This window comes from Pseudomonas sp. B22(2017), assembly GCF_002113105.1.
Taxonomy (GTDB): Bacteria; Pseudomonadota; Gammaproteobacteria; order Pseudomonadales; family Pseudomonadaceae; genus Aquipseudomonas; species Aquipseudomonas asiatica.
Window position 1 is genome coordinate 778,711 of the sequence record NZ_NEJN01000002.1, and the last position, 19,987, is coordinate 798,697.

16 protein-coding genes are annotated in these 19,987 nt (G+C 63.7%); 9 read left to right on the forward strand and 7 right to left on the reverse strand.

What is annotated here, in order from left to right:
• Positions 1-39: 39 nt before the first annotated feature.
• Positions 40-2,352 carry an acylase gene (locus tag CAG18_RS07480; protein ID WP_085720685.1) on the forward strand — a complete coding sequence of 771 codons (2,313 nt, stop codon included), beginning with the start codon at positions 40-42 and terminating at the stop codon, positions 2,350-2,352.
• A gap of 113 nt (positions 2,353-2,465) precedes the next feature.
• Here the strand turns inward: CAG18_RS07480 and CAG18_RS07485 are convergent, their stop codons facing one another.
• Both CAG18_RS07485 and CAG18_RS07490 read right to left on the reverse strand, forming a co-directional pair.
• Positions 2,466-3,188, reverse strand: coding sequence for a UDP-2,3-diacylglucosamine diphosphatase (locus CAG18_RS07485; RefSeq protein WP_013972909.1), 723 nt, complete (start codon positions 3,186-3,188; stop codon positions 2,466-2,468).
• On the reverse strand, positions 3,185-3,685 hold the full coding sequence (locus tag CAG18_RS07490) for a peptidylprolyl isomerase (RefSeq protein ID WP_003259195.1): 501 nt from the start codon (positions 3,683-3,685) through the stop codon (positions 3,185-3,187). Before CAG18_RS07490 ends, CAG18_RS07485 begins: the two co-directional genes overlap by 4 nt.
• A gap of 247 nt (positions 3,686-3,932) precedes the next feature.
• On the opposite strand from CAG18_RS07490, the gene CAG18_RS07495 reads away from it, so the two are divergent.
• Together CAG18_RS07495 and cysS are read left to right on the forward strand one after the other, a co-directional pair.
• Complete coding sequence (locus CAG18_RS07495) at positions 3,933-5,636, forward strand: glutamine--tRNA ligase/YqeY domain fusion protein (RefSeq protein ID WP_039614230.1); 1,704 nt, start codon at positions 3,933-3,935, stop codon at positions 5,634-5,636.
• A 9-nt stretch (positions 5,637-5,645) separates the two neighbouring features.
• Positions 5,646-7,028, forward strand: coding sequence for a cysteine--tRNA ligase (cysS, locus tag CAG18_RS07500; protein ID WP_039614231.1), 1,383 nt, complete (start codon positions 5,646-5,648; stop codon positions 7,026-7,028).
• A gap of 122 nt (positions 7,029-7,150) precedes the next feature.
• On the opposite strand, the gene CAG18_RS07505 is transcribed toward cysS, so the two are convergent.
• The 3 genes from CAG18_RS07505 to csiR form a co-directional block, all read right to left on the reverse strand.
• On the reverse strand, positions 7,151-8,542 hold the full coding sequence (locus CAG18_RS07505) for a HAMP domain-containing sensor histidine kinase (RefSeq protein WP_085720686.1): 1,392 nt from the start codon (positions 8,540-8,542) through the stop codon (positions 7,151-7,153).
• A complete protein-coding gene (locus tag CAG18_RS07510) occupies positions 8,520-9,200 on the reverse strand; it encodes a response regulator transcription factor (protein ID WP_013972905.1) in 681 nt (226 codons plus the stop codon). The genes CAG18_RS07505 and CAG18_RS07510 overlap by 23 nt, the downstream gene beginning before the upstream one ends.
• A gap of 211 nt (positions 9,201-9,411) precedes the next feature.
• On the reverse strand, positions 9,412-10,107 hold the full coding sequence (gene csiR, locus CAG18_RS07515) for a DNA-binding transcriptional regulator CsiR (RefSeq protein WP_015270630.1): 696 nt from the start codon (positions 10,105-10,107) through the stop codon (positions 9,412-9,414).
• Positions 10,108-10,302: 195 nt separating this feature from the next.
• Between csiR and glaH the strand changes: the two genes are divergently transcribed.
• The 6 genes from glaH (at position 10,303) to proP (ending at position 18,097) form a co-directional block, all read left to right on the forward strand.
• Positions 10,303-11,280, forward strand: coding sequence for a glutarate dioxygenase GlaH (gene glaH / locus CAG18_RS07520; protein WP_085720687.1), 978 nt, complete (start codon positions 10,303-10,305; stop codon positions 11,278-11,280).
• A gap of 114 nt (positions 11,281-11,394) precedes the next feature.
• On the forward strand, positions 11,395-12,657 hold the full coding sequence (lhgO, locus tag CAG18_RS07525; RefSeq protein WP_003260140.1) for an L-2-hydroxyglutarate oxidase: 1,263 nt from the start codon (positions 11,395-11,397) through the stop codon (positions 12,655-12,657).
• A gap of 151 nt (positions 12,658-12,808) precedes the next feature.
• Positions 12,809-14,200: a GABA permease gene (gene gabP / locus CAG18_RS07530; protein ID WP_023661037.1), complete on the forward strand. Its 1,392-nt coding sequence runs from the start codon at positions 12,809-12,811 to the stop codon at positions 14,198-14,200.
• Between the two features lie 87 nt (positions 14,201-14,287).
• The gene (locus tag CAG18_RS07535; protein ID WP_015270627.1) at positions 14,288-15,181 is read left to right on the forward strand and encodes a PA4780 family RIO1-like protein kinase; all 894 of its coding nucleotides are present in this window, start codon (positions 14,288-14,290) and stop codon (positions 15,179-15,181) included.
• Positions 15,182-15,461: 280 nt separating this feature from the next.
• Positions 15,462-16,436: a porphobilinogen synthase gene (gene hemB, locus CAG18_RS07540; RefSeq protein WP_013972900.1), complete on the forward strand. Its 975-nt coding sequence runs from the start codon at positions 15,462-15,464 to the stop codon at positions 16,434-16,436.
• 158 nt (positions 16,437-16,594) lie between these two features.
• A complete protein-coding gene (gene proP, locus CAG18_RS07545) occupies positions 16,595-18,097 on the forward strand; it encodes a glycine betaine/L-proline transporter ProP (RefSeq protein ID WP_038409740.1) in 1,503 nt (500 codons plus the stop codon).
• Here the strand turns inward: proP and CAG18_RS07550 are convergent, their stop codons facing one another.
• Positions 18,098-18,799 carry a YoaK family protein gene (locus CAG18_RS07550; RefSeq protein WP_013972898.1) on the reverse strand — a complete coding sequence of 234 codons (702 nt, stop codon included), beginning with the start codon at positions 18,797-18,799 and terminating at the stop codon, positions 18,098-18,100. It abuts the gene before it with no gap.
• Positions 18,800-18,809: 10 nt separating this feature from the next.
• Entirely contained in the window at positions 18,810-19,436 is a 627-nt protein-coding gene (locus tag CAG18_RS07555) for a riboflavin synthase (RefSeq protein WP_061552621.1), read from the reverse strand.
• Positions 19,437-19,987: the final 551 nt, after the last annotated feature.

The following is a 19,987-nucleotide window of genomic DNA, read 5'->3' on the forward strand; positions in this document are numbered from 1 at the left end:
TCGTCTGATCGGGATGATCCCCGAAGCCGAGGAGTGCCTGTGTTTCCACTTTCCCGTCCCATGACTTGCGCTGGCCTGGCCGCCGCACTGGTAGCCTTCAGCGTTGGCGCAGTGCCGGTGCAGTCCGCCGCAGCCGATGCCAGTGCGCAGATTCGCCGAACCACTTACGGTGTGCCGCACATCGTGGCCAAGGACGAGCGCGGCCTGGGTTATGGCATCGGCTACGCCTACGCCCAGGACAACTTGTGCCTGCTGGCCAATGAAGTGCTGACCGTGAGTGGCGAGCGTTCACGCTACTTCGGTGCCAAGGGCAAGACCCTTGAGCAGCGTGACAATCTGGCCAGCGACGTATTCTTCACCTGGCTCAACACTCCGGCGGCAGTCGATGCGTTCTTGCAGGCGCAGCCGGCACCGGTACGGGCGCTGCTGGCAGGTTATGCCAGCGGGTTCAACCGGGCGCTGGCCGAGCGCCGCAGCCAGGGGTTGCCCGCCGAATGTGGCACCGGCGAGTGGCTGCGGGCGATCAGCAGCGAGGACCTGGTCAGGCTGACCCGTCGGCTGCTCGCCGAAGGCGGTGTCGGGCAGTTCGTCGAAGCGCTGGCCGGGGCGCAACCGCCAACGCAGGCCAGCCAGCCGGCGCCGGCAGGGTTTGCCGCGGCGCTGGCCAGGCAGCAGCGTTTTGCCACGGAGCGCGGTAGCAATGCGGTGGCTGTCGGGGCCCGGCGTTCGGCCAATGGCCGCGGTCTGTTGCTGGCCAACCCGCATTTCCCGTGGATGGGCGGCATGCGTTTCTACCAGATGCAACTGACCATTCCCGGCCAGCTCGATGTCATGGGGGCGGCATTGCCGGGCCTGCCGGTGGTCAACATTGGCTTCAACCAGCATCTGGCCTGGACGCACACCGTCGATACGTCGAATCACTTCACCCTGTACCGCCTGCAACTCGACCCCAAGGACCCGACCCGCTACCTGCTCGATGGCAAGTCGCTGCCGCTGGCCCGGCAAACCGTCAGTGTTGCGGTAAAGGCCGAGGATGGCAGCCTGAGCCAGGTGCAGCGCCAGGTCTACAGCTCGCAATTCGGCCCGGTGGTGCAATGGCCGGGGCGCCTGGACTGGGATGCACATGCTGCCTACAGCCTGCGCGACGCCAACCTCGAGAACACCCGGGTGTTGCAGCAGTGGTACCAGATCAACCGTGCCGACAGCCTGGCTACGTTGAAAGGCTCGATCGAACAGCTGCAGGGTATTCCCTGGGTCAACACGCTGGCGGTAGACCCGGCAGGCAAGGCCTTGTACCTGAACCAGTCAGTGGTGCCTTATGTGGATCAGCAACTGCTGAGTGCGTGCAGCAACCCGCAGGCGCAGGGGCGCCTGGTGGTACTGGATGGCTCACGCAGCGCATGCCAGTGGAAGGTCGATGCGCAGGCCGCACAGCCGGGGATTTTCCCTGCGCGGCTGCTGCCGAGCCTGGAACGCGAGGATTTCGTGCAGAACTCCAACGACCCGGCCTGGATGGCCAACCCGGCGCAGCCGCTGACCGGTTATTCGCCGCTGGTCAGCCGCAGTGACCAGCCGCTGGGCATGCGTGGCCGCTTTGCCCTGCAACGCCTGCAGGGTACGGCCCGCCTGGGCGCTGACGACCTGCAGCGCATGGTGACCGATGACGAGGTCTACCTGGCCAGCCTGCTACTGCCTGACCTGCTGCAGTGGTGCAAGGGCGCCGATGCGGATGTGCGGGCGGTATGCAGCAGCCTGGCGGCCTGGAATGGCAAGGCTGACCTGGACAGTGGCATTGGGCTGATACATTTCCAGAACCTGTACGATGCCCTGGCCGAGCACCCGCAAAGCTGGCGGGTGGCCTTTGACCCTGCCGATCCGCAGCACACCCCGCGCGGGTTGGCGGTCGAGCAGGCGGCCGTGCGCAAGCTGTTGCATCAGGCCGCATTGGCGTCGCTCGAGCAGGTGCGTGACAGCGGTATGGCAGGGGAGGTGCGCTGGGGGCAGGTGCAACAGGCGGGCGATGGTACGCCGGTGCCGGGTGGCCCGCAGGCGTTGGGCGTGTACAACGCGATCTACAGCGTGCCGCACGGGCAGGGCAAGCGGCTGGTGGTCAGTGGTACCAGCTACCTGCAACTGGTCAGCTTTACCGACAAGGGGCCGCAGGCCCGTGGGCTGTTGGCGTTTTCCCAGTCGAGTGAAGCGGCGTCGGTGCATGCCGGTGACCAGACCAAGGCGTTTGCGGCCGGGCAACTGGCGGTGATTCCATTTACCGAGGCGCAGATCAAGGCTGACCCGGAGTACCGGGAAGTGGTGATCAGTGAGCGGGACAAGGGGGCGGTGGTCCAGCAGTAGGGCATACCGGCCTCTTCGCGGGCTCGCCCGCTCCCACAGGTACCGCACCGCTTGCAGCCTTGGTGCAGTACCTGTGGGAGCGGGCATGCCCGCGAAGAAGGTGCCTCGGTCGGTCAGGAAAACTCGAACGGCGCCAGCTGAAAGCCTTGCTCGTCAACCTGCAAGGCCCAGCCACGGCGGTCCCAGTCGCCCAGCACGATACGCCGTGCCGGTTGCCCGTCGACCACCAGCTTGTGTATCGCCGGCCGATGGGTATGCCCATGCACCAAGGTACGTACACCATGCGCCGCCATTACCTTCGGCACTTCCTCTGGCGTGACATCGACGATCTCGGTGGACTTCATCCGCGTTTGCGAGCGGCTTTCGCTGCGTAGCTTGCGTGCCAGCTTGTAGCGGGCCGACAGCGGCAGGTGCCGCAACACCCACAGGCTCAGCGGGTTGCGCAGCAAGCGGCGCATTTTCATGTAGGCCAGGTCGCGGGTGCACAAGGTATCGCCATGCATCAGCAGCACCTGCTCGCCACCCAGCTCGATCACGCTGGGGTCGTGCAGCAACGTGCAGCCCGCAGCGTCGCAGAAGGCTTGGCCGATCAGGAAATCACGGTTGCCATGCATCAGGTAGATGGCCGTGCCGCTGTCGCTCAGCCGACGCATGGCCTGGCAGACCGACTGCTGGAAGGGCGTCATGGCATCGTCGCCGATCCAGGCTTCGAAAAAGTCGCCAAGGATGTACAACGCCTTGGCGTGGCGGGCACGGCCATCGAGCAGATCAAGAAACGCCCGGGTAATGTCCGGGCGTTCTTCTTGCAAGTGCAGATCGGAGATCAGCAGGATCACTCAACGATCTCGGCTTTCTCGATGATCACATCGTCCTTCGGCACGTCCTGGTGGCCAGCCTTGGAACCGGTGGCGACCTTTTCGATGGCGTCGACGATTTCACGGCCTTCGATCACTTCGCCGAATACCGCGTAGCCCCAGCCCTGAACGTTCTTGCCGCTGTGGTTGAGGAAGTCGTTGTCGGACGAGTTGATGAAGAACTGCGCCGAGGCGGAGTGCGGCTCCATGGTACGGGCCATGGCGATGCTGTACTTCTTGTTCTTCAGGCCGTTGTCGGCTTCGTTCTGGATGCTGGCGCGGGTCTTCTTCTGGCTCATGCCAGGCTCGAAGCCGCCGCCCTGGATCATGAAGCCCTTGATCACGCGGTGGAACACGGTGCCATTGTAGTGGCCGTCCTTGACGTACTGAACGAAGTTTTCGGTAGTCAGCGGCGCTTTCTCGGCGTCCAGTTGCAGGACGATGTCGCCGTGGTTGGTGCTCAGTTTGACTTTGGACATGCTGAAACTCGCTCTTTCAAGGCAATCGGAATTAGGGTGCGCAGGGCGCGGGTCATCACCTGACGCAGGATCAGGCGATCGCGACACATGGCGCGCACTGGCCATTTTGCCAGGCTGCGGCAAAAAGCCGTGATAAATCACGCCAGTTTGTCCGGGCCCGACTGTCAGCAGCTTGGCTGCTTCGGCTATGATAGGCCCTTTGATTCAATCGGCCTACCCAGGCCGGACACGTGCATTCAAGGATCCTATGAGCAAGCCCACTGCCGACAACGCGCCCAACGCCGCTGCCAAAGGCGCCCCCGCTGTCCCTGCGAATTTCCTGCGGCCGATCATCCAGGCCGACCTGGACTCGGGCAAGCACAGCAGCATCGTCACCCGTTTCCCGCCGGAGCCCAATGGTTACCTGCACATCGGTCACGCCAAGTCGATCTGCGTCAACTTCGGCCTGGCCAAGGAATTCGGGGGCGTCTGCCACCTGCGTTTCGACGATACCAACCCGGCCAAGGAAGACCAGGAGTACATCGACGCCATCCAGAGCGATGTCAAGTGGCTGGGCTTCGACTGGGCCGGCGATGTGCGCTACGCCTCCGACTACTTTGACCAGCTGCACGACTGGGCGGTCGAGCTGATCAAGCGTGGCAAGGCCTACGTCTGCGACCTTACCCCCGAGCAAGCCAAGGAATACCGTGGCAACCTCAAGGAGCCGGGCAAGAACAGCCCGTTCCGCGAGCGCAGCGTTGACGAGAACCTCGACCTGTTCGCGCGCATGAAGGCCGGCGAGTTCAAGGATGGCGAGCGCGTGCTGCGGGCCAAGATCGACATGGCCTCGCCGAACATGAACCTGCGTGACCCGATCCTGTACCGTATCCGCCATGCCCACCACCACCAGACCGGTGACAAGTGGTGCATCTACCCGAACTACGACTTCACCCACGGCCAGTCGGACGCCATCGAGGGCATCACCCATTCGATCTGCACCCTGGAGTTCGAAGGCCATCGTCCGCTGTACGACTGGTTCCTCGACAACCTGCCGGTGCCGGCGCACCCGCGCCAGTACGAGTTCAGCCGCCTGAACCTGAACTACACCATCACGTCCAAGCGCAAGCTCAAGCAGCTGGTCGACGAAAAGCACGTCGAAGGCTGGGACGACCCACGCATGTCGACCCTGTCCGGCTTCCGTCGCCGTGGCTACACCCCGGCTTCGATCCGCAACTTCTGCGAAATGATCGGCACCAACCGTTCCGACGGCGTGGTCGACATGTCGATGCTCGAGTTCAGCATCCGTGACGACCTGGACCGCACCGCACCGCGCGCCATGTGCGTGCTGCGCCCCCTGAAAGTGGTCATCACCAACTATCCGGAAGGCCAGGTCGAGCAGCTCGAACTGCCGCGCCACCCGAAGGAAGACATGGGCGTGCGCGTGCTGCCGTTCGCCCGCGAGCTGTACATCGACCGTGACGACTTCATGGAAGAGCCGCCGAAGGGCTACAAGCGCCTGGAACCGGCCGGTGAAGTGCGCCTGCGCGGCAGCTATGTGATCCGCGCCGACGAGGCGATCAAGGATGCCGACGGCAACATCGTCGAGCTGCGCTGCTCGTACGACCCGGACACCCTGGGCAAGAACCCGGAAGGCCGCAAGGTCAAGGGCGTGATCCACTGGGTACCGGCCGAGGGCAGCGTCGAGTGCGAAGTGCGCCTGTACGACCGCCTGTTCCGCTCGCCGAACCCGGAAAAGACCGAGGAGGGCGGCAGCTTCCTGGACAACATCAACCCAGGCTCGCTGCAGGTGCTCAGCGGCTGCCGCGCCGAGCCGTCGCTGGCCCAGGCGCAGCCCGAGGACCGTTTCCAGTTCGAACGCGAAGGCTACTTCTGCGCCGACCTGAAGGACAGCCAGCCGGGCCGCCCGGTGTTCAACCGCACTGTCACCCTGCGTGACTCCTGGGGCAGCTGAGGAACCGCCGTGCTTACCATCTACAACACGCTGAGCAAAACGAAGGAAACCTTCAAGCCGCTGGATGGCAACAAGGTGCGCATGTACGTGTGCGGCATGACCGTGTACGACTACTGCCACCTGGGCCATGGCCGCAGCATGGTGGCCTTCGACCTGGTCACCCGCTGGCTGCGCAAGAGCGGCTACGAGCTGACCTACGTGCGCAACATCACGGACATCGATGACAAGATCATCAACCGGGCCAACGAGAACGGCGAAAGCTTCGATGCCCTGACCGCCCGCATGATCGACGCGATGCACGAAGACGAGCGCCGCCTGAACATCCTGCCGCCGGACCAGGAGCCGCGTGCCACCGACCATATCGCCGGCATGCACGCGATGATCCAGACCCTGATCGACAAGGGTTATGCCTATGCCCCGGGCAATGGTGACGTGTACTACCGCGTCGGCAAGTTCGTCGGCTACGGCAAGCTGTCGCGCAAGAAGATCGAAGACCTGCGCATCGGTGCCCGTATCGAGGTCGACGAAGCCAAGCAGGACCCGCTGGACTTCGTGCTGTGGAAGGGCGTCAAGCCGGGCGAGCCGAGCTGGGAGTCGCCATGGGGCCCGGGGCGTCCGGGCTGGCACATCGAGTGCTCGGTGATGTCCACCTGCTGCCTGGGTGAAAGCTTCGACATCCACGGCGGCGGCAGCGACCTGGAGTTCCCGCACCACGAGAACGAGATCGCCCAGAGCGAGGCGGCCACCGGCAAGCAGTACGCAAACGCCTGGATGCACTGCGGCATGATTCGTATCAATGGCGAGAAGATGTCCAAGTCGTTGAACAACTTCTTCACCATTCGCGACGTGCTCGAGAAGTATCACCCGGAAGTGGTGCGCTACCTGCTGGTGGCCAGCCACTACCGCAGCGCGATCAACTACTCGGAAGACAGCCTGCGCGACGCCAAGGGCGCGCTGGAGCGCTTCTACCACGCCCTGCGTGGCTTGCCACGGGTGGCGGCCAAGGGTGGCGAAGAGTTTGTCGAGCGCTTCAGCGTGGCCATGAACGACGACTTCGGCACCCCCGAAGCCTGCGCCGTGCTGTTCGACCTGGTGCGCGAGATCAACCGCCTGCGCGAAAGCGACGTGGAGGCTGCTGCCGGCCTGGCAGGTCGCCTGCGCGAGCTGGGTGACGTGCTGGGTGTGCTGCAGCTGGAAGCCGATGACTTCCTGCGTGCAGGGGCCGAAGGCAAGGTGGATGCCGCGGAGGTCGAGGGCTTGATCCAGGCGCGCCTGCAGGCGCGTGCGGACAAGAACTGGGCCGAGTCCGACCGCATTCGCGACCAGCTGACCGCCATGGGTGTGGTGCTGGAAGACAGCAAGGGTGGGACTACCTGGCGTCTGGCTGACTGATCGGTGCAGTTGGGGCTGCTTTGCAGCCCATTCGCAGCACAAGGCTGCTCCTACAAGGATACGCGTTCCCTTTGTAGGAGCAGCCTTGTGCTGCGAATGGGCCGCATGGCGGCCCCTGGCCTTTACTTGATCAGGCCCGCAAGCGGGCAGTGCAACACCAACCTGGCCCCACCCAGCTCGCTTTCCCCCACTTCCAGCCCGAACCCATGCAGGTCGACGATCGCCGCAACGATCGACAACCCCAGCCCGAACCCCGCATGGCGGTGGCCCTCATCGCTACGGTAGAAGCGCTTCAGCACTGCCGCACGTTCCTCTTCCGGAATACCCGGCCCGCTGTCCTCGATGGCCAGGTGCAGCCCTTGGTCGTCCTGCGTCGCCGCTATCCGCACCAGCCCACCCTCGGGCGTGAACTTGATGCCGTTGCCCACCAGGTTGGCCAGTGCCTCGAACAGCAGTTCGCGGTCACCATGCAATGCCGGCAGTTCGGCCGGCTGCTGCAGTTCCAGGCGGATGCCGCCATCTTCTGCCAACGGCAGGTAGAAGTCGTGCAGCTCGACCAGCAACTCGTGCGGGTCAAGCTGGACGAAACCGGCCCGCCGCTGGCGGTCTTCCAGTTCGCTGATGCGCAACAACCCGCGAAAACGCGCCATCAGGGTGTCGGTTTCGCTAATGGCCTGGTCCAGTGCCTCGGCCTGGGTGGAGTCAGCGTCACTTTGCTGGCGAATGCGGTACAGCTGGGCGCGCAGGCGCGTGAGCGGGGTGCGCAGGTCGTGGGCGATGTTGTCACACACGCCCTTGACCTCGTGCATCAGCCGCTCGATGCGGTCGAGCATGGCGTTGACGATGGCTGCCAGCATGTCCAGCTCGTCGCGCCGGGCCGACAGCGGCAGGCGGTGGGTAAGGTCACCGGCGACGATCAGTTCGGCCTGGGCCTGGATCGCGCGGATACGCTTGAGTGGGCGGCGCCTCAGCAGGTACCAGCCGGCAAAGCCCGGGATCAGGGTCAGCGAGATCCCCCAAAGCAGGGCATGCAGGATGATCCGGGTGACCACGAACAGCGAGCCGTTGTCGCGCACCAGCACCAGCCAGCGGCCATCCTGCACCTTGATCGCCACCGCGTCGCAGCTGTCACGCGGCATGTGCGGGTCGTCGGCGTCCAGGCAGCGCTTGAGTTCGTGAACCTTGCCGTCCAGTCCCAGCTCTGGCGGGATGGCGCGAATGCGCCCGCCGATCGGGTTGAGCTGGTTGTCGAACAGGCCGTAGGCGTCGAAGCTGCGTTCCTCGAAGGCCTGGCTGGCGACCAGGGCGTCGTCCAGCTGTTTGCCGCTCATGTGCGCGAACAGGTGCTGGCGCTGCAGCATCGAATGGCGGGTGAGTTTGTTCAGGTAGCTGGACACCTCGAAGTACAGCACCCCCATGAGGATGCTGCTCCAGGCCACGAACAGAAAGCTGTACAGCGCCAGCAGGCGGCTGGTCGAGGAGCTCCAGCCCTTAGACGGGTTCAGCAATGGCATAGCCGGAGCCCCGTACCGTACGGATCAGCGGCGACTGGCCGGGCGAGTCGATTTTCTTGCGCAGGCGACCGATGTGTACGTCGATCAGGTTGGTGCCCGGGTCGAAGTGGTAGCCCCAGACTTCCTCGAAAATCATCATCCGTGTGATCACCTGGCCGCTATGGCGCATCAGGTACTCCAGCAGCTTGTACTCGGTGGGCAGCAGGTTGAGGGTCTGTTCGCCACGGCGGGCTTCGTGGCTGATCAGGTCCAGTTGCAGGTCGGCGACCTGCAGGCGGGTCTGGGTCATGGGTACGCTGTTGCGGCGCAGCAGCACTTCGACCCGCGCGGCCATCTCGTCGGAGGCGAACGGTTTGGTCAGGTAGTCGTCACCCCCGGCACGCAGGCCGCGCACACGCTCGTCGACGTCGGAGAGGGCGCTGATCATCAGGATCGGCGTGGCAATCTTGAGGTTGCGCAGCGTGGTGACGATGGTCAGGCCATCGACCTCGGGCAGCATGCGGTCCAGAGTGATCAGGTCGTAGCCGCCGGCAATGGCCTTGGCCAGGCCTTCACGGCCATTGTCGGCCCAATCCACCTCAAGGCCGTGGCTGGTAAGTTCGGCGACGATTTCCTGGCCGGTGACGGCGTCGTCTTCGATGGTCAGTACGCGAGGCATGCTGGTTCCCGGGCATCTAATGGAGACTTGATTGTGCCAAAGAATAGCCAAACGGCGATTTAAGAAAAATTCATCTGGCGCGTTTTGCCTGCCCTGGCCCTATCGCCGGCAAGCCAGCTCCCACAGAGACCCCACAGGCCCCGAAGGCAGCGCAGTACCTGTGGGAGCTGGCTTGCCGGCGATAGGGCCCTGAGGAATACAAAGCAACCCTCTAGCGTGCGCCGATACCCTCGGCATGCATGATCTGCGCAATGATCGGCACCGGAGTCATCAGGTGCGAGCGCATCATGGCGCTGGCGCGCTTGGCGTCCCGGGCCAGAATCACTTCCACCAGGGCCGCATGCTCCTGGCGCTTGAGCTCCAGGGCCTGTTCGGAAAACACCGTCTGGGTCAGCCACAGGTGCCGGTAACGCTCGGCCTGGTCGAACAGGTAAGTGCGCGCCTGCAGCAGGTGCTTGGAGCCGCAGCCCGAGGCAATGGCCGTGTGGAATGCCTTGTGCCGTTCGTCCCACACATCCAGGCGCTGCTCGCGGGTCTTCACTTCCACCACCTTGGCCAGGGTATGCGAGTGGGCCAGTACCGACGCCTCCCAGGCGTCGTCGCCACGCTCGATGGCCAGGGTGATGATCATCGCCTCCAGGTTGGCGCGGGCATCGTAGATGTCGTTCATCTCGTCCAGCGACATGGGCGCCACACGGTAGCCCTTCTGGCTGATCGCGTTGACCAGGTGCTCGGCCACCAACTGCGACAGTGCTTCGCGCAGCGGGCCCACGCCCAGGTCGTAGCGCTCCTTCAGGGTGCTCATCAGCAGCTTTTCGCCGGGTTTGAACACGCCGCGGATGATGTCCTTCTTGAGCCTCTCATACCCGCTGAATGCTGAGTTTTGTCGGGGGGCGAGCGCTTCCAAAGTCCTGTTCCTCAAACGGTTTTGACGATCATACCGAAAGCGTTCGCCGGCGAAAAACAATGGACAAAAATGCATTCTGTCTTTGAAAAATAAAAATGTAGACATTTTGCGTTTATGGCGATAATTTTAGCTCGCCCGCACTGATCCAGGTCATGACCGGACGGCGCTACTCATTTTTTCTGCCAGGACACTGCCATGAACGCTTTTACGCAGATCGACGAACTTGTGATGCCACTGCCGCTCGAGCCGCGTGGTTACACCATCGCCCCTTCGAAACAGTCGCCGCGCCTGCTTGAGCTCACCTTTGCCCGCGAAACGGTCGAAGCGTTCGTCCAGGCTGTTGCCCAGTGGCCGGTGCAGGCGCTGGAGTACAAGTCGTTCCTGCGCTTCCGGGTTGGCGAGATCCTCGACGACCTGTGCCAGGGCACCCTGCGGCCGGTGCTGCTCAATACCATCCTCAACCGCGCCAGCGGCGGCATGCTGATCACCCCGGTCGGCCTGGATGACGTGAGCCAGGCCGAGGACATGGTCAAGTTCACCACCGCCTGCGCACACCTGATCGGCCGCTCCAACTACGACGCCATGAGCGGCCAGTTCTATGCCCGCTTCGTGGTGGTCAACACCGACAACTCCGACAGCTACCTGCGCCAGCCGCACCGGGTCATGGAGCTGCACAACGACGGCACCTTCGTCAACCAGATCACCGACTACGTGCTGATGCTGAAGATTGACGAAAAGAACATGGAAGGCGGCAACTCGCTGCTGCTGCACCTGGACGACTGGGAGCAGTGCGACGAATTCTTCCGCCACCCGCTGGCCCGTCGCCAAATGCGCTGGACCGCACCGCCGAGCAAGAAGGTGTCCGAAGATGTGTTCCACTCGGTATTCGACACCGATGCCGAAGGCCGCCCGACCATGCGCTACATCGACCAGTTCGTGCAGCCGGAAAACTACGAGGAGGGCATCTGGCTGAACGCCTTGTCCGAATCGCTGGAAGGCAGCGAGAAGAAGCTTTCGGTACCGGTCGGCGTGGGTAGCTTCCTGCTGATCAACAACCTGTTCTGGCTGCATGGCCGCGACCGCTTCACGCCGCACGAAGGCCTGCGCCGCGAGCTGATGCGCCAGCGCGGTTACGTGGCCTTCCCCAAACCGCTGTACCAGCGCGGGCAATAATGACAGGGCGCGGGGCGGGCGCCCGCCCACGCGTCTTTGCACAAAACGATGCCACCAGGGCCCGCGCGGGCTTTGGTGAGCCAGTCAGGCAATGCCTGCGTGTGAGGTAAGGCTGTGTACGATTTCATCATCATTGGCGGTGGCATTGTGGGCATGTCCACGGCCATGCACCTGATCAAGGTCTACCCGGATGCGAAGATTCTCCTGCTGGAGAAAGAGTCCGGCCCGGCCCGCCACCAGACCGGCCACAACAGCGGCGTGATCCACGCCGGCGTGTATTACACCCCCGGCAGCCTCAAGGCGCGCTTCTGCCTGGAAGGCAACAAGGCCACCAAGGCTTTCTGCACCCAGCACGGTATCCGCTTCGATGAATGCGGCAAGCTGCTGGTGGCTACCAACGACCTGGAAATGCAGCGCATGAAGGCGCTGTGGGAGCGCACCGCGGCCAATGGCCTGGAGCGCTACTGGCTGTCGGCGGCCGAACTGCGCGAGCGCGAGCCCAATATCGTTGGCATGGGCGGCATCTTCGTGCCCTCCAGCGGTATCGTCAATTACGCCGAAGTGACTGCGGCCATGGGCGCCGAGTTCCAGCGCGCCGGCGGTGAGATCCGCTATGGCGCCGAGGTGGTCGGCCTGCAGGAGCTGGCCAGCGAAGTGGTCGTGCGCACGCGTGGCGACCATCATGACGATGAGTTGCGCAGCCGTTTCCTGGTGACCTGCTCGGGCCTGATGGCCGACCGCGTGGTGAGCATGCTGGGCCTGCGGACCGAGTTCGTCATCTGCCCGTTCCGTGGCGAGTACTACCTGCTGCCCAAGCAGCACAACCAGATCGTCAACCACCTGATCTACCCGATTCCCGACCCGTCCATGCCGTTCCTGGGTGTGCACCTGACTCGCATGATCGACGGCACCGTGACCGTTGGCCCCAACGCCGTGCTGGCAATGAAGCGCGAGGGTTACCGCAAGCGCGATGTCAGCCCGGCCGACCTGTTCCAGACCCTGACCACCCCCGGCATCCTCAAGGTGCTGGCGAAGAACTTCCGCCCAGGCCTGATCGAGATGAAGAACTCGCTGTTCAAGGGTGGCTACCTCAAGCAGGTCCAGAAATACTGCCCGAGCATCACCAAGGCCGACCTCACGCCTTATCCGGCCGGTGTGCGTGCCCAGGCCGTATCGCGTGACGGCAAGCTGATCGACGACTTCCTGTTCGTCAACACCGCTCGCAGCGTCAACGTGTGCAACGCACCGTCGCCGGCCGCCACCTCCGCCATCCCGATCGGCGCATACATCGTCGACAAGGTATGCGAGCAGGTCGGTCGCCAGGGCGGCAGTTTCCCCAAGGCCGACCTGGCGCCTCGTCAGCGGGCTGCCGGCTGACCTACCCGTAATACGCCCTGCGGTTTCGTTTTCCTCAACCCGTACTGCCCTACTCACCATCTAGGGCAGGGCGGGCTTTTTCGCGCCTGCGTCGGTGACGTGCAAGCCGGCGGCCCCAGCGTGGGCATGACAAAAACAACAAGGTAGCGCCATGCAAACCCACAAGAACAATTTGAGTCATGGATTGAAATCCCGGCATGTCACCATGCTGTCCATTGCCGGCGTGATCGGTGCCGGCCTGTTCGTCGGCTCCGGCCGTGCGATTGCCGAGGCAGGGCCCGCCACCATCCTGGCCTATATCCTGGCCGGCGCGCTGGTGGTGCTGGTGATGCGCATGCTGGCCGAAATGGCCGTTGCTTCACCGGACACCGGTTCGTTCTCTACCTATGCCGACCTCGCCATCGGCAAATGGGCCGGCTACACCATCGGCTGGCTGTATTGGTGGTTCTGGGTACTGATCATCCCCATCGAGGCCAATATCGCCGCCACCATCATCAATTCCTGGGTCCCGCAGCTGGAGATCTGGGTCTTGTCGTTGGTGATTACCCTGTTGCTGACCGCCACCAACCTGTTCAGCGTGAAGAACTACGGTGAGTTCGAGTTCTGGCTGGCGTTGGTCAAGGTGGTGGCCATTGTCGGCTTCATCGCGCTGGGGGTATGCGCCATCTTCGGCCTGCTGCCAGGCTCCGGTGTCAGCGGCGTGTCGCGCCTGTGGGACAGTGGCGGCTTCATGCCCAACGGTTTTGGTGCGGTGCTGAGCGCCATGCTGATTACCATGTTCTCGTTCCTCGGCGCCGAAGTGGTGACCATTGCCGCAGCCGAATCGGATGAGGCGGGCAAGCATATTTCCAAGGCCACCAACTCGGTGATCTGGCGGATCACGCTGTTCTATATCCTGTCGATCTTCATCGTCATCGCGCTGGTGCCGTGGACTGACCCGCGCCTGGCCACCGAAGGGTCCTATGTCACGGTGCTGGACACCCTGGGCGTGCCGAATGCCAAGGCCATCATCGACTTCGTGGTGCTGACGTCGGTGACCAGTTGCCTCAACTCGTCGCTGTATACCGCTTCGCGCATGGTCTACTCGCTGAGCCGCCGCGGTGATGCGCCGGCCTGTGCCCAGGTGACCAGCCGCAGCGGCACCCCTGTGGTGGCTGTGCTGCTGTCCACAGGCGCAGCTTTCCTGGCGGTGATTGCCAATTACCTGGTCCCGGCCAAGGTGTTCGGCTTCCTCATGGCAAGCTCCGGCGCCATTGCCCTGCTGGTGTATCTGGTGATCGCCGTTTCCCAGCTGCGCCTGCGTCAGCGCCTGACTGCACAGGGCAAGACGTTGGGCTACCGCATGTGGCTGTTCCCATGGCTGACCTGGGGCGTGATCCTGTTCATCAGCGGCGTGCTGGTACTGATGCTGTTCCGCCCGGATCACCGTCTGGAAGTAGTATCGACCATGGTGCTGGCGGTACTGGTGGTGTGTTCGGGCCTTCTGGTCACACGGCGCCGGGCGCGCGAGGCGGTGGTTGGCAGCGTAGGGCAGGGCGCTTGAGTCGCTCGGCCTGAAGACAGACGAGCAAGTCGCATCAGGCTGTGAGAGGATGTCCGCCATCACAGCCAGGACCCCGAACGCAGCCTGATGAAGACACCCAAAAGAATCGAACCCCTGATCGAAGACGGCCTGGTCGACGAGGTACTGCGGCCGTTGATGAGTGGCAAGGAAGCCGCCGTGTATGTGGTGCGCTGTGGCAGCCAGGTGCGCTGCGCCAAGGTTTATAAAGAAGCCAACAAGCGCAGTTTCCGCCAGGCTGCCGAGTACCAGGAGGGCCGCAAGGTTCGCAACAGCCGTCAGGCCCGGGCCATGGCCAAGGGCAGCAAGTACGGCCGCAAGGAAGCCGAAGACGCCTGGCAGAACGCCGAAGTGGCGGCGCTGTTCCGTCTGGCCGGCGCTGGCGTGAGGGTTCCCAGGCCCTACGATTTCCAGGACGGCGTGCTGTTGATGGAGCTGGTGACCGATGCCGACGGTGACGCGGCCCCGCGCCTGAACGACGTACACCTCGAAGCCGAGGAAGCCCGGGCGTACCATGCCTTTGTCATTCGCCAGATCGTGCTGATGCTGTGTGCCGGGCTGGTGCACGGCGACCTGTCGGAGTTCAACGTGCTGCTTGGCCCGGACGGGCCGGTGATCATCGACTTGCCGCAGGCGGTGGATGCAGCGGCCAACAACCATGCCTTCAGCATGCTGCAGCGCGATGTGGCCAACATGGCCCATTATTTCGGGCGCTTTGCGCCGGAGCTGAAAAGTACCCGGTATGCGCAGGAAATGTGGGCCTTGTACGAGGCGGGCGAACTGCGCCCGGACAGCCCACTGACGGGGTTGTTCGAGGATGACGAGCAGGCGGCTGACGTGGCCGGGGTGATGCGCGAGATCGATGCGGCCCGGCTGGATGATGCGCGCCGGCGAGCCGCGCGGGCCGAGGCTGAGCATGGGGCGGCCAGGGCAGAGGAGCCTGCGCCGCCCTGGCTTCAGTAAAATGTTGCCTTGAGGGCTGCACAGTTCTCTGTAGGAGCAGCCTTGTGCTGCGAAGAGGCCTGCAAGGCAACACATCACCTTCGGCTGTAATGGCCCCTTCGCAGCACAAGGCTGCTCCTACAGGACCTGCGCATGCCTTGAAGGCAAGGCCAGGGCTTGCCAGCGATAGGGCCATTGCAGGCTTGTTGCTGTTGACGCAAGACAATATCTCGTCATCCGGCCTTTTCACTGGCGCGCGACAGGCATAAGGTATACGCCGTTCAAATTCCCTGGAGCTGTCATGTCCAACCAATTCCCGTCCGTTCGTCCACGCCGCCTGCGCCAGAACGAGTCCCTGCGCACGATCTTCCAGGAAACCGAGTTCCGCCTTGAAGACCTGATCCTGCCGATCTTCGTCGAAGAGGGTATCGATGACTTCGTGCCGATCACCAGCATGCCGGGGGTCAACCGCATTCCCGAGAAGCTGCTGGCCCAGGAAATCGAGCGCTATGCCCGCGCTGGTATCAAGTCGGTGATGACCTTTGGCGTTTCGCACAACCTGGACGCCGTCGGCAGCGACACCTGGAACGAAAACGGCCTGGTCGCGCGCATGTCACGCATCTGCAAGGACACCGTGCCGGAAATGGTGGTGATGTCCGACACCTGCTTCTGCGAATACACCAGCCACGGCCACTGCGGCGTACTGCACGACCACGGTGTGGACAACGACGCCACCCTGGCCAACCTGGGCAAGCAGGCGGTCATCGCCGCTGCTGCAGGTGCCGATTTCATTGCCCCGTCAGCGGCGATGGACGGCCAGGTCCAGGCCATCCGCAGCGCGCTGGATGGTGCCGGCTTCCACGACACCGCGATCATGGCCTATTCCACCAAGTTCGCCTCGTCGCTGTATGGCCCGTTCCGTGAAGCCGGTGGTACCGCGCTGAAGGGCGACCGCAAGAGCTACCAGATGAACCCGATGAACCGCCGCGAAGCCGTGCGCGAGTCGCTGCTCGACGAGCAGGAAGGCGCCGATGTACTGATGGTCAAGCCGGCCGGTGCCTACCTCGACGTGATCGCCGATATCCGTGCAGCCTCGCGCCTGCCGCTGGCGGCGTACCAGGTGAGCGGCGAGTACGCGATGATCAAGTTCGGTGGCCTGGCTGGCGCCATCGATGAAGGCCGGGTGGTGCGTGAAAGCATTGGCGCGATCAAGCGTGCCGGTGCCGACCTGATCCTCACCTACTTCGCCATGGACCTGGCCCGCGAAGGCATCTGACCGCGAGCCGTTGCCCATGCAAGCCGCTGCCATCGCAGCGGCTTTTCTTTGCTTGCGCCGCAACCGGTGAGGAAAATACAAAAAACCCGTAAGCGCTGAATTATTTAGTGTCCCGTCGTATCTCATCCCTTAGAGCATTCATCGACAGGGATACGGACATGAAACCTCGCAAGAAAAGCATCCAGCCAATCGGCCTGAAGGACATCACCATCGTCGACGACGGCAAGATGCGCAAGGCAATCACCGCGGCGGCACTGGGCAATGCCATGGAGTGGTTCGACTTCGGCGTCTACGGCTTCGTCGCCTACGCCCTGGGCAAGGTTTTCTTCCCCAATGCCGACCCAAGCGTGCAGATGATCGCGGCGTTGGCCACGTTCTCGGTGCCGTTTCTGATCAGGCCTCTGGGCGGGCTGTTCTTCGGTGCCTTGGGCGACCGGTTCGGGCGGCAGAAAATCCTCGCTGCGACCATCGTGATCATGTCGCTCAGCACCTTTGCCATCGGCCTGATACCGTCCTATGCCAGCATCGGTATCTGGGCGCCGATCCTGTTGCTGCTGGCCAAGATGGCCCAGGGCTTCTCGGTGGGGGGCGAGTACACCGGCGCGTCGATCTTCGTCGCCGAATATGCCCCGGACCGAAAACGGGGGTTTCTCGGCAGTTGGCTGGACTTCGGCTCGATTGCCGGGTTCGTGCTGGGTGCCGGTGTGGTGGTGTTGATCTCTACGGTGCTGGGTGAGGAAAAGTTCCTCGAATGGGGTTGGCGCCTGCCGTTCTTCCTCGCCTTGCCGCTGGGCATCATCGGCCTGTACCTGCGCCATGCTCTGGAGGAAACGCCGGCTTTCCAGCAGCATGTCGACAAGCTGGAGCAGGGCGACCGCGAAGGCCTGGCGTCCGGGCCCAAGGTTTCCTTCAAGGAGGTCGCCACCCAACACTGGCGCAGCCTGGTGACCTGTATCGGGGTAGTGATCGCCACCAACGTCACCTACTACATGCTGCTCACGTACATGCCCAGTTACCTGTCGCACAACCTGCACTACAGCGAAGACCATGGCGTGCTGATCATCATCGCGATCATGGTCGGCATGCTGTTCGTGCAACCAATGATCGGGCTGCTCAGCGACAAGTTCGGCCGCCGACCGTTCATCATCGTCGGCAGCGTCGGCCTGTTCGCGCTGGCCATTCCGGCATTCATGCTCATCAACAGCGGCGTACTGGGGGTGATCTTTGCCGGGCTGCTGATCATTGCCGTGCTGCTGAACTTCTTCATCGGCGTGATGGCCTCGACGCTACCGGCAATGTTCCCCACGCACATCCGCTACAGCGCCCTCGCCAGCGCCTTCAACATCTCGGTGCTGATCGCCGGCCTCACCCCGACCATCGCCGCTTGGCTGGTGGAAAGTACTGGCAACCTGTACATGCCGGCCTATTACCTGATGGTGATCGCCGCCGTGGGGCTGGTCACCGGCCTGACCATGAAGGAAACCGCCAACAAGCCGCTGCGCGGCGCGGCACCGGCAGCATCGGATATCGAGGAAGCGCGTGAGCTGCTGCAGGAGCACCACGACAACATCGAGCAAAGGATAGAGGACATCGATGCGCAGATTGCCGAACTGGAGGCCAAGCGCAAGTTGCTGGTGCAGCAGCACCCGCGCATCGAGTGATCAGTGTGGCATGTAGCCACGCTGCCACGTCCGTGGAATGAACCGCGACACCAGGGCCAGCACGCAGGCCAGCGAGCAGCTGCCGGCTAGCGCCTGCAGGCCCAGGTGGTGCTGCAGCCAGGCACCCAGCGCGGCGCCCAGCAGCATGCCGGCCCAAGGCACCAGTTGCACCCGCCAGCCATTGCGCCGCTCGCCCAGCAGCCAGCGCCCCAGCCCACGACCGAAGCGTGACAGGGCGCCGGTGACGTAGGTCAGGCCGATGGGCAGGCCGTTCACCTGTTCGACCACGGCGTTGATCATGCCCATGGCCAGTGTGGCGGCGAGCAGCGCGGGCAAGGTCGCTGCCAAGGGCCATGCGGCTGCAAAACCCAGCAGGGCCGCGACCACCAGCAGCACCGGCCAGGCCCGACGACGGAACGCGCGCGCCAGCAGCACGCCCAGGGCGTTGCCGATGACGAAGCTCAGCACTGCAGCACTCAGGCGCAGCACCAGGGCCAGGTCCGCATCGCTGATGGCGACGGCCAGACGCGTGGTGTTGCCACTCATGAATGACACGAAGTCGCCCAGCGCCAGCAGGCCGATGGCATCGGTCATGCCGGCCAGTACGGACAGGCCGGCGACCAGGCCGAGGCCGACACGACCACGCAGAATCTGCAGGCGCAGCCGCTTGGCAGTGCGCGCGGGGAGGGTGTTGGGCAGCATCCTCGGGAACTCAGCGAGGCATTTCGCGGGCCAGGGTGCTCTTGATGGTGCGCTCCACCACATCGACCAGCACCATTGTCTGGTGGTCCACTTCGATGTTGAGCAGTTCGCCGGCTTTGTAGCTGGGGAAGGTGGTCTGGCGCAGGGTTTCCGGGATCAGGTTGATGGTGATCACGTTGTCCTCGACATCGGCTACGGTCAGGCTGCAGCCGTTGACCCCGATGAAACCGCGCGGGAACACGTACTTGCCCCATTCCGCTGGCATGCGGAACTTGATGAAGGCGCCGGTTTCCTTGATCGACAGCTCGACGATTTCGGCGGTGGTGGCGATGTGGCCGGCCATCAGGTGGCCGCCGACTTCGGCGTTCATCTTCGCCGAGCGTTCGATGTTGACGCCCTGGCCGGCCTTGAAGTTGCGCAGGTTGGTGCGCTCGAGGGTGGCGGTCATGGCGTCGAACCTGACCTGGGTGCCGTTGATTTCGGTGACCGACAGGCAGGTGCCTTCGACACTGACGCTGGCGCCGATCTTCAGCTCGTCGAGCAATTCCGGGGTGAGGTCTATGGTGAACTGGTTGTGGCCCGGGTAGGTGGTCACATCAAGCAGAGGGCGGACGGCCTGGACGATGCCGGTGTACATGGAGTTGCTCCTGGGCACGGAAAAGAAAGCTTCCGAACGCTATGCCCGTGGAGCGGTAAAAGCAAGCCAGCCATTGGTCTGGGCACTGGAAACCCACAGGCACGGCGCACTTTGTCAGCTGGAGGTGACCCTGTGGGAGCGGGTTCACCCGCGAAGCAGGCGACGCGGTAGATGGCACCGGCTGCGCCGGTGTTCGCGGGTGAACCCGCTCCCACAGGTATGGTGCATTCGTTCAGGTGGTGGGGCCCCTGTGGGAGCGGGCATGCCCGCGAAGCAGGCGACGCGGTGGATGGCACCGGCTGCGCCGGTGTTCGCGGACGCCCGCTCCCACAGGTACGGCGCATTCCTTCAGCTGGTGGGGTCCCTGTGGGAGCGGGTTCACCCGCGAAGCAGGCGACGCGGTGGATGGCACCGGCTGCGCCGGTGTTCGCGGGCGCGCCCGCTCCCACAGGTATGGCGCATTCCTTCAGCTGGTGGGGCCCCTGTGGGAGCGGGTTCACCCGCGAAGCAGGCGACGCGGTGGATGGCACCGGCTGCGCCGGTGTTCGCGG